Raw genomic sequence first — 8,775 nt, 5'->3', positions numbered from 1 at the left:
GGCCCGCGGCGGCCCGGCCCCCGGCATCGGCGCCGATCTGTCCGGAGGCAGCGCCTCCGCCACCCTCGCCCTGCTCGCCGCCGGGCTCCCCGGAATGCCCGGCACCCTCTTCGGGCACGGCACCGAGGCGGGCGAGCGGCTCCTGGCCGTCACCTTCAACGACCTCGCCACGGCGGGCGGCGCCCGCACCCGCGAGGCCGAACTCGAACGGGCCGGAGCCATCGCCGCCAATCCGCGGCTGCACCATGTGGTCGTCGCCGCGGGCGAGGAGGCCCTGCCGTACGCGGGCCTCCACACCGGCGCCCTTACCGATGAGCCCGGCCCCTCCCTCGTCATCGCCGAACGCCACCGGCGCCGGCTCGCCGCGGGCAGCGCGGACCACTTCATCGGGCACGGCGCCCGCCAGGTGCTCGACGCCCACCCCGCGCGCCTCGCCGACCTGCTGCTCGACCGGCGCAGACGCCATCTGCTGCGCCCCGCCACCGCGCTCGCGAAGGCCGACGGCCCCTCCGCCCAGTCCTTCTTCGTGCCCTTCACGGTCTACCGGGCCGCACGGCGGCTGGCCCGCACCTCCTACCGCGACGGCGTCCAGGAGGCCGCGGTGCGCCTCCTGGAGCGCCGCTTCGCCGACGACCAGGCGGTACGCGACCCCGGCGCGGTATCCGCCTCCCTCGCCGCCCTGACGTGGTGCCGCCCGGGGCCCGCCGCCCGCTGGCTCACCGGAGAGACGCTCGCCGAGGTGTCCGTCCGGCTGGAGGAGGCGGCCATGCGCCCCGTGCTGGTGCGCCGCCCCGGGGAGCGCCGCGCCGACGCCGCCCTCGCCCGCTACGCCGCGGACCACCGTGTCTTCGAGCAGGCCGCCGAGATCCGCAGCCAGCGCCTGCACGCGCCCTTCCTCGACAACCAGGTCGTACGGGCCTGCCGCGCACTCCCCGAAGCGCTTCGGGTGCAACCGGGGGCGCGCGCCGCGGTGCTGCGGACGGTCCTCGCCGGAGCGGGCATCCGGGAGCTTCCTCCCGGTTGGGGAGCCACTTCCCACGCCGCCCACACCGCCGCCGTACGGACCGGCATGCGCACCTGGACGGGCGAGTTGATGACCCTCTTCGACGCCCCGCTGCTGGCGGACGCGGGCCTGATCGAGGCCCGTGTCATCCGTAAGGCGCTGCGCGCCGCCGCACAGGGGGAGCGGCTGCCCCTGGACGGCCTGGCCGAACTCGTCTCCACCGAAGTCTGGCTGCGGCGCCTGCTGGCCCGCCGGGGCACCTGCTGGACCGGTACGGCGGCGCCACGGCAGCGGGCCGTGGCGGGCGGAGTGGTGCCACGCCCGAGCCTGTGACGGCCTCCGTACCGGACGAGTCCTTATGGCGATGAGTGCCTTACTGCGATGAGCGCCTTATGGCGATGAGTGCCTTACGGCGGACGAGTCCGTATGGCCGACGAGATGAAGGGGCCGCGCCGCACGAGCTCCCCAGCGGGCAACCGGCAAGCTAGGAGAATGGCCCCTGTGCGGTATCTGATCCTCGGCACCACCGAAGCGCGCGACGACCACGGCGATCCGCTCCCCCTCGGCGGCCCCCGGATCCGCGCGCTGCTCGCCGCGCTCGCCGTAAGGGCCGCACGCTCCGCCCCGGTCTCCGTCGACGTCCTGATCGACGAGGTGTGGGCCGACGACCCTCCGCATGACGCGCCCGCCGCGCTCCAGGCGCTCGTCGGCCGGCTGCGCCGGACCATCGGCAGGGACGCCGTCATCTCCTCACCCGGCGGCTACCGCCTGGCGACCGCCGTCCCCAAAGACGATGTCGACCTGCTGCGCTTCGAGCGGCTGACGAACGAGGGCATACGCGCCCTGGACGCCGACGACCCCGAGACGGCCGCCGCCACCCTCCGTAAGGCGCTCGCCCTGTGGCGCGGCCCGGCCCTCGCCGACCTGCCGGACCGGGACGCGCCCGCGGCCCGCCCCGAGGCGCTCCGGCTGACCGCGCTGCACCGCCGGATCGACGCCGACCTCGCGCTCGACCGCCCTACGGACGTCATACCGGAGCTGCGCCAGCTCGTCGCGGACCATCCGCTCGACGAAACGTTCCACGCCCAGCTCATCCGCGCGCTGCGGGCGGCCGGTCACTCCGCCGACGCCCTCGCCGCGTACGAGGACGTCCGCCGGACCCTCGCCGACCGCCTCGGCACCGACCCGGGAGCGGAGCTGAAGGAGCTCCACAGACGGCTGCTGACGACGAACGCCGAGCCGGCCCTCGGGGCGCCGGACACCGCGCGCGACGGCGCGCCCACCGCGGAGGCCGTGGCGCCGTGGGCCGACAGCCATCGGGGGAGCGGTGGGGGCGGGGCCCGGGCCGACAGCGGGACTGGGCGGGCTTCGAACGGCCGGGGCGGCAGCGCCCCCAGGGGGATGCTCGACGGCCGGGGCGGCAGTGCGGCCAGGGGGATGCCCGACGGCCGGGGCGGCAGTGCGGCCAGGGGCGCGTTCGGCAGCCAGGCCAGGAGCGCCCTCGACGGCCAGGCCAGAGGCGCGTCCGATGGCCCGGCCGGGCGCGGAGGAACCGGCGGCGGGGCTCGAAGCATGGGCGACGACGGCCGGGAGGCGGGCTCGGGCACCGTCGTGCCGCCTCTGCCGCACGGTAACCTCAGGGCCCGCCTCAACAGCTTCGTCGGCCGGCAGAACGAGATCGGCGACATCGTCCGGGACCTGGACGGCGCCCGGCTGGTCACCCTCACCGGCCCCGGCGGCTCCGGCAAGACCCGGCTCTCCGAGGAGGCCGCGGCGACCGTGACGGCCAGTTATCCGGACGGCGTCTGGGTAGCCGAACTCGCCCCGCTCGACCACCCCTCCGCCGTCCCCGGCGCCGTCCTGAGCGCGGTCGGCCGCCGCGCGACCATGCTGCTCGCCTCCGGGCTCGAAAGCCGCACCACGGGCCCGGACGGCGGGGATCCGACCAGTCGGCTCGTCGAGTACTGCGCCGACCGCCGACTGCTGCTCCTGCTCGACAACTGCGAGCACGTCATCGACACCGCGGCCCGGCTCACCGAGACCCTGCTCGCGCACTGCCCGGGTGTGACCGTGCTCGCCACCAGCAGGGAGCCGCTGGGGGTGCCCGGCGAGACCGTCAGACCGGTGGAGCCGCTCGCGCCCGCCCCCGCCCACCAGCTCTTCGCCGAGCGCGCCGCCACCGTAAGGCCCGGCTTCGACCCGGCGGCGGACCCGGACACGGCGGCCGCGGTCGCGGAGATCTGCCGCCGCCTGGACGGTCTGCCGCTGGCGATCGAGCTGGCCGCGGCGCGGCTGCGACTGCTGACCCCACGCCAGATCGCCGACCGGCTGGACGACCGTTTCCGCCTGCTGACCAGTGGCAGCAGAACCGCCCTGCCCCGCCAGCAGACCCTGCGGGCCGTCGTCGAGTGGTCCTGGGACCTCCTCGACGAGCGCGAGCGCACGGTGCTGCGCCGTGCCTCGGTCTTCGCGGGCGGATGGACCCTGTCCGCGGCCGAGGCGGTATGCGCGGACACCCCGCCCGGTGAGAACGCCCTTACGGTCGACACGGACGAGCACGCCGTCCTCGGAGATGGCGTCTTCGAGGATGGCGTCTTGGAAGACGGCGTCCACGCCCGTGACGCCCTTACGGACGCGACGGCGAGCACACCGGGGCCGGGCGACACGGTCGCGTACGACGAGACGCACCACCCCACGCGCTCTCATACGCGCCCCCACACAAGGATCGCGCCCGCCGAGGTGCTGGAGCTGCTCGGGGCGCTGGTCGACAAGTCGCTTCTGATCGTCGATCATCCGTCGCACGGTGCGGCGGCGGACTCCTCCGGGCCGCCGAGCGGGGAGCCCCGCTACCGGATGCTGGAGACGATCCATGAGTACGTCGGCAATCGCGCCACCGAGGACCGGACGGCCCGTGCCGACCATAAGGCCGCCGTGGCCCGTCATACCGCCCACTTCAGGGACTTCATCCGCACCGCCGAGCCCCGCCTGCGCTCCGCCGAACAACTGCCCTGGCTCCTCCTCGTCGAGACCGAGCTCGACAACATCCGGGCAGCCCTGCACCGCTCCCTGACCATCGCGGACGAGGACACCGTCATCGCGCTCATCCGCGCCTTGGCCTGGTTCTGGTGGCTGCGCAACTACCGGGACGAGGGCGCCGCTTGGGTCGGCCGTGCCCTGGCTCTCCTGGCCCGCTCCCACGGCACGGACGCCGAGGCGGACCGGATACCGGGCGGCAACCATGCCCTTGACCAGTTTCTGCACATCCCGGCCCGGGTTCCGGACGGCGAGGACGGTGTCGACGCGGAAGCCACCCGGTACTGGCAGCGTATGGATCTGCGGCTGATGTTCTTCGTCCTGCTCGCGGAGCAGGGCACCGGCCCGGATATGAGCGATCCCGCGATCCGGGACGTGGCCATACGCATGCGCGACGACTACGCGAGCCACCCAGGGCCCCGCAGCGCGTCCTTCCCCGCTCTGCTGTGGCCGTTCACGGCCTTCGTCATCGAGGGTTTCGCCGGGGGGATGCTGCCGCTCATGGACCAGACCGTGGCCACCTGCCGGACGCACGGCGACGACTGGGCGCTCGGCATCACGCTGATGTACCGCACCCACCTCGCCATCGACATGCCGGGCGGCATCGAGACCGTCGACGACGACCTGGCCGAGCTGCGCGAGCTGACCACCCGCGTCGGCGATCGCTGGCTGCTCGCACAGGTGGAGGGCGCGCGCGGCGAGATCGCCACCCACCACGGCCGGTTCGCGGAGGCGAGGGCCGCCTACGAGAAGGCAGTGCGGCTCGCGCAGGAGCTCGGCGCCCACACCGAGGTGCCGTTCCTCTGCACCCGCCTCGCCGATCTCGCCCTCCACGAGAGGGACCTGGAGGGCGCGCTGAAGCTGGTGGTGCGCTCCGAGGAGGCGGCGGAGCGCTGCGGTACCCAGGATGTACGGGCCTTCAACCAGATCGTGCGCAGCGAGGCCGAGCTGTTGCGTGGTGATCTGGCCCGGGCCAGGACGTATTGCGACGCCGCTTGGGTTCGTGCGGGGCGCGGCACGCCTCCGCCGCAGTTCTGGGTCGTGGCCGGCGGCCTGGACGGCCGTATCACCGGCCTGGAGGGCGATCTGGTCGGTGGACTGCGCAAGCTCCGGAACACTCTGCGCGAGGGCTTCGACGCGAACTCCATGGAGCTGCTGCTGGCCCATCAGGCGGAGTCGGCGGCGGAGATCCTGGTGCGATGCGGACAGGAGCGGCTCGCCGTGCGGCTGCTGGGCGCCGCCGACGGCTGGCGCGGTCGGCTGCCGCGCTCACCACTGGTGGCCGGGGACATCGGCGCGACCACGGCCCGCGCGAGCGAGGCGCTGGGCCGGGACGCGGTGGAGAAGCTGCGCACCGAGAACACGGCCATGACCCCCGAGCAGGCCATCTGCCTGCTCGACGAGGTGCTGACCTCACTCGACGCTACGGCCGCGGCGGACGCTACGGCCGCGGCGGACGCTACGGACGTCGTGGGCGCCACCAATGCCCCCGATGCCGCGGACGTCACCGAGGCCACCGCGGCCCAGGCAGAGACCCAGACAGAGTCTCAGGCAGAGGCCGTCGAGCGAGCCGAACCCGACCACCAAGCCAGGCCCGACCAGGCCAGGCCCGACCACCAGGCCAGGCCCGACACCCAGGCCGAGACCGACACTCAAGCCGAGACCGCCGACCGGGGGTCCGCACCGCCGCCCGCCCGCTGACGCGGGCGCGAGCACGCACGCGCATGCGCACCACCCCGGCCCGCGCACCCCCGCGTGCCGTCACTCGTACGAGGAGGCAAGGCGCGCCCCCGACCGCCCCGGCCAAGAAACGCGAGCGCCTGCGGGCCCCGCCCGCCGGGCCGACGTATCGCCGACCCCATCGCGGACGGCCCCGCAGCGGCGCCTCGCCGGCGAGCACCCCCGCCCGGCACGGCTCCTCGGACGTCGCCGATGTCACCCCGCCGGGCGTGGATAGCGCTCCAGGGCCGACGGCATCACCCCACGGGGCGCGACCGCAGCCCGTCCAGCAGGATGTCCAGCAGCCGGGCCGACGCCGCCGCCTGCTGCGCCGCGTCCGGCAGCGAGGGCGCCGCCGTGGCGATCACCAGCAGTACGTCGGCGACCGCCACATCCGGGCGCAGCTCGCCCGCTGCCCGTGCCCGCTCCACCAGTTGCCCGACGACCTCCAGCAGCGCCGCGGCGCCCGCGTCGTCCGGCTCGTCCTCAGGTGCGGTCGGCCGCTCGACCAGCCGGAGCTCCGGCTGACCGGGTGCGGCTAACGCCGCCTGCCGCTGCTGCGGCAGCCGGATCTCGGCCTCCGCGTCGACCCCGACCCGCAGCACCTGCGGCGGCAGCAGCCGGCCCGCGCCGGACGCCACCGAGGTGCGCAGGAACCGGGCCAGCGCGGACCACGGCTCGTTCTCCTGCCCCAGTGCCGCCCGCGCCTGATCGGTCAGCCTTGCCGTCTCCTCCTCGGCTATGCGGCGCACCAGCACGTCCTTGCTGGGGAAGCGCCGATAAACGGTGCCCACCCCGACCCGTGCCCGGCGCGCCACGTCTTCCATCGGAGCCCCGTATCCGAGCTCACCGAAGACTTCGCGCGCCGCCCGCAGGACGTGCTCCAGATTGCGCTGCGCGTCCACGCGCAGCGGTGTATTCCGTCCGCCGTTTCCGTCTGACGATGCGACGGCTGCGGACCATGACGAACCCTGAAGGTGCATAAGTGATCCCCCGGTAATGACGTCTCCCCCCGGAGACTCCCCGCCCAGACTGTCGAGGCAGTCACAACCCCGACGAAGTACGAACATAGTTGAGCCCAGGTCAAGAAAGAAGAGGGTAGCTCGGGACAGAACGCCCCCCGATCAGAGCAGAGGACCGCCTTTTCCTGACTCGCCCCCCGACCGTCACCGACCATCCGGGGGCTGACCTGCGGACATTTCGTACGTGTAACCGATTCCGCGCCGCGGGGCGAGTCAAGCTGTCCGGTCACACAATTCGTCGGGGCTGTGGACAAACCGCGGTCGCGCGTGCCTCATGGGAGGGTGAAGGAACCCGCGCGCATTCTCGTTGTCGGTGGTGGCTACGTCGGGATGTACGCCGCGCTGCGCCTCCAGCGAAAGCTGAAGCGAGAGCTGAGACACGGCGGCGTGCAGGTCATCGTGGTCGACCCAGAGCCGTATATGACCTATCAGCCTTTCCTGCCCGAGGCGGCGGCCGGATCGATCTCACCGCGCCATGTCGTCGTGCCGTTGCGGCGGGTCCTGCCCGACTGCACGGTCATCATCGGCGAGGCCACCGCGATCCACCACGGCAAACGCACCGCGACCGTGAGAACCCTCGCCACGGAGGAAGAGCGCACCGGCACGGTCGACATCCATTACGACGAGCTGGTGCTGGCCCCCGGATCCGTCTCCCGCGCCCTCCCGGTCCCCGGCCTCGCCGAGTTCGGCATCGGCTTCAAGACCGTCGAGGAGGCCATCGGCCTGCGCAACCATGTCCTCGGGCAGTTGGACATCGCCTCCTCGACCCGGGACCCCGAGGTCCGTGACGCGGCGCTGACCTTCGTCTTCGTCGGCGGCGGATACGCGGGCGTGGAGGCGCTCGGCGAGCTGGAGGACATGGCCCGGTACGCCGTCCGCTACTACCACAACATCGCCCCCGAGGATCTGAAGTGGATCCTTGTGGAGGCCACCAACCGGATCCTCCCGGAGGTCGGCGAGGAGATGGGCAAGTACGCCGTCCGGGAGTTGCGCGGCCGCAATATCGACGTCCGGCTGGAGACCCGCCTGGACTCCTGCGCCGACCGGATCGCCGCACTGAGTGACGGCTCGCGCTTCCCCACCCGCACGCTCGTGTGGACCGCGGGCGTCAAACCGCACCCGATCCTCGCCGCCACCGATCTGCCGCTGAACGAGCGCGGCAGGCTCAAATGCACCGCGGCACTCCAGGTGGAGGGCGTGGAACATGCCTGGTCGGCCGGGGATGCCGCGTCGGTCCCCGATCTGACGGCCGACCGGCCCGGCGCGGAGTGCGCCCCCAACGCACAGCACGCCGTGCGCCAGTCCAAGGTTCTCGCCGAGAACGTGGCGGCCTCGCTCGCCGGGCGGCGGCTCACGGATTACGCGCACAAGTACGCGGGCTCCGTGGCCTCCCTGGGGCTCCATAGAGGCGTCGCCCATATCTACGGACGCAAGTTGAAGGGCTACCCTGCTTGGTTCATGCACCGTGCCTACCACCTCAGCCGGGTGCCGACGTTCAACCGTAAGGCGCGCGTACTGGCCGAGTGGATCCTGTCGGGGCTGTTCAAACGCGAGATCGTTTCGCTGGGCTCGCTGGAGAACCCGCGCGCCGAGTTCAAACTCGCCGCGGACACCGGTCGCCATCCCGAGTCCAGTTGAGCCGATCGGGGCGGAGCCGGGAACTCCCCTCCCGCGATCGGCGTCTCACGGATGTCAGTCCGGTCGGCCACACTGGTCGTGTGACCATGGGTGGGCTCGTATCTGCAAAGAGTGACAATCGCGAGGATTCGGAAGTTTGCTGCATTCCCCTGGGGGCCGTCCCCCGTACCCGCACCCATCTCCCCGATCCCGCTCCGGCGCGCAGCTCAGCCACCACCCCACGAGGTAATCCGCAGTGAACTTCACGCGCTGGAGCGCCCGGCTCCCCCGAACCCAGCGACGCAACGCCGCCCGGACAGACCGCGGTGCGCGGCGGCCCAAGCCGGCGGCCACCGCGGGCGGCGGCTCCGTCCCGGCGGC

General features: G+C 73.2%; 4 protein-coding genes. 3 read left to right on the top strand and 1 reads right to left on the bottom strand.

The genetic code is table 11. The features are described 5' to 3' along the window. A partial coding sequence (locus KN815_RS42785; protein ID WP_253209600.1) for an asparagine synthase-related protein occupies positions 1-1,336 on the top strand: 1,336 nt, incomplete at its 5' end. 168 nt (positions 1,337-1,504) lie between these two features. Next, positions 1,505-5,737 carry an AfsR/SARP family transcriptional regulator gene (locus tag KN815_RS42780; RefSeq protein ID WP_216347161.1) on the top strand — a complete coding sequence of 1,411 codons (4,233 nt, stop codon included), beginning with the start codon at positions 1,505-1,507 and terminating at the stop codon, positions 5,735-5,737. Between the two features lie 275 nt (positions 5,738-6,012). Here the strand turns inward: KN815_RS42780 and KN815_RS42775 are convergent, their stop codons facing one another. Next, on the bottom strand, positions 6,013-6,738 hold the full coding sequence (locus KN815_RS42775; RefSeq protein WP_208514813.1) for a TetR/AcrR family transcriptional regulator: 726 nt from the start codon (positions 6,736-6,738) through the stop codon (positions 6,013-6,015). Positions 6,739-7,059: 321 nt separating this feature from the next. On the opposite strand from KN815_RS42775, the gene KN815_RS42770 reads away from it, so the two are divergent. After that, positions 7,060-8,415, top strand: a complete 1,356-nt coding sequence (locus tag KN815_RS42770) for an NAD(P)/FAD-dependent oxidoreductase (RefSeq protein WP_216347160.1) — start codon at positions 7,060-7,062, stop codon at positions 8,413-8,415. Positions 8,416-8,775: the final 360 nt, after the last annotated feature.

It is taken from the genome of Streptomyces niphimycinicus (assembly GCF_018883605.1).
In the GTDB taxonomy this organism is placed as follows: domain Bacteria; phylum Actinomycetota; class Actinomycetes; order Streptomycetales; family Streptomycetaceae; genus Streptomyces; species Streptomyces niphimycinicus.
The sequence above is the reverse complement of the archived record's forward strand: the minus strand, read 5'-3'. Positions and strand labels throughout refer to the sequence as shown.

Bases quoted from the DNA above. Each gene is read 5' to 3' on its own strand.
- KN815_RS42775 (WP_208514813.1), bottom strand. From the start codon at position 6,738: ATGCACCTTCAGGGTTCGTCATGGTCCGCAGCCGTCGCATCGTCAGAC.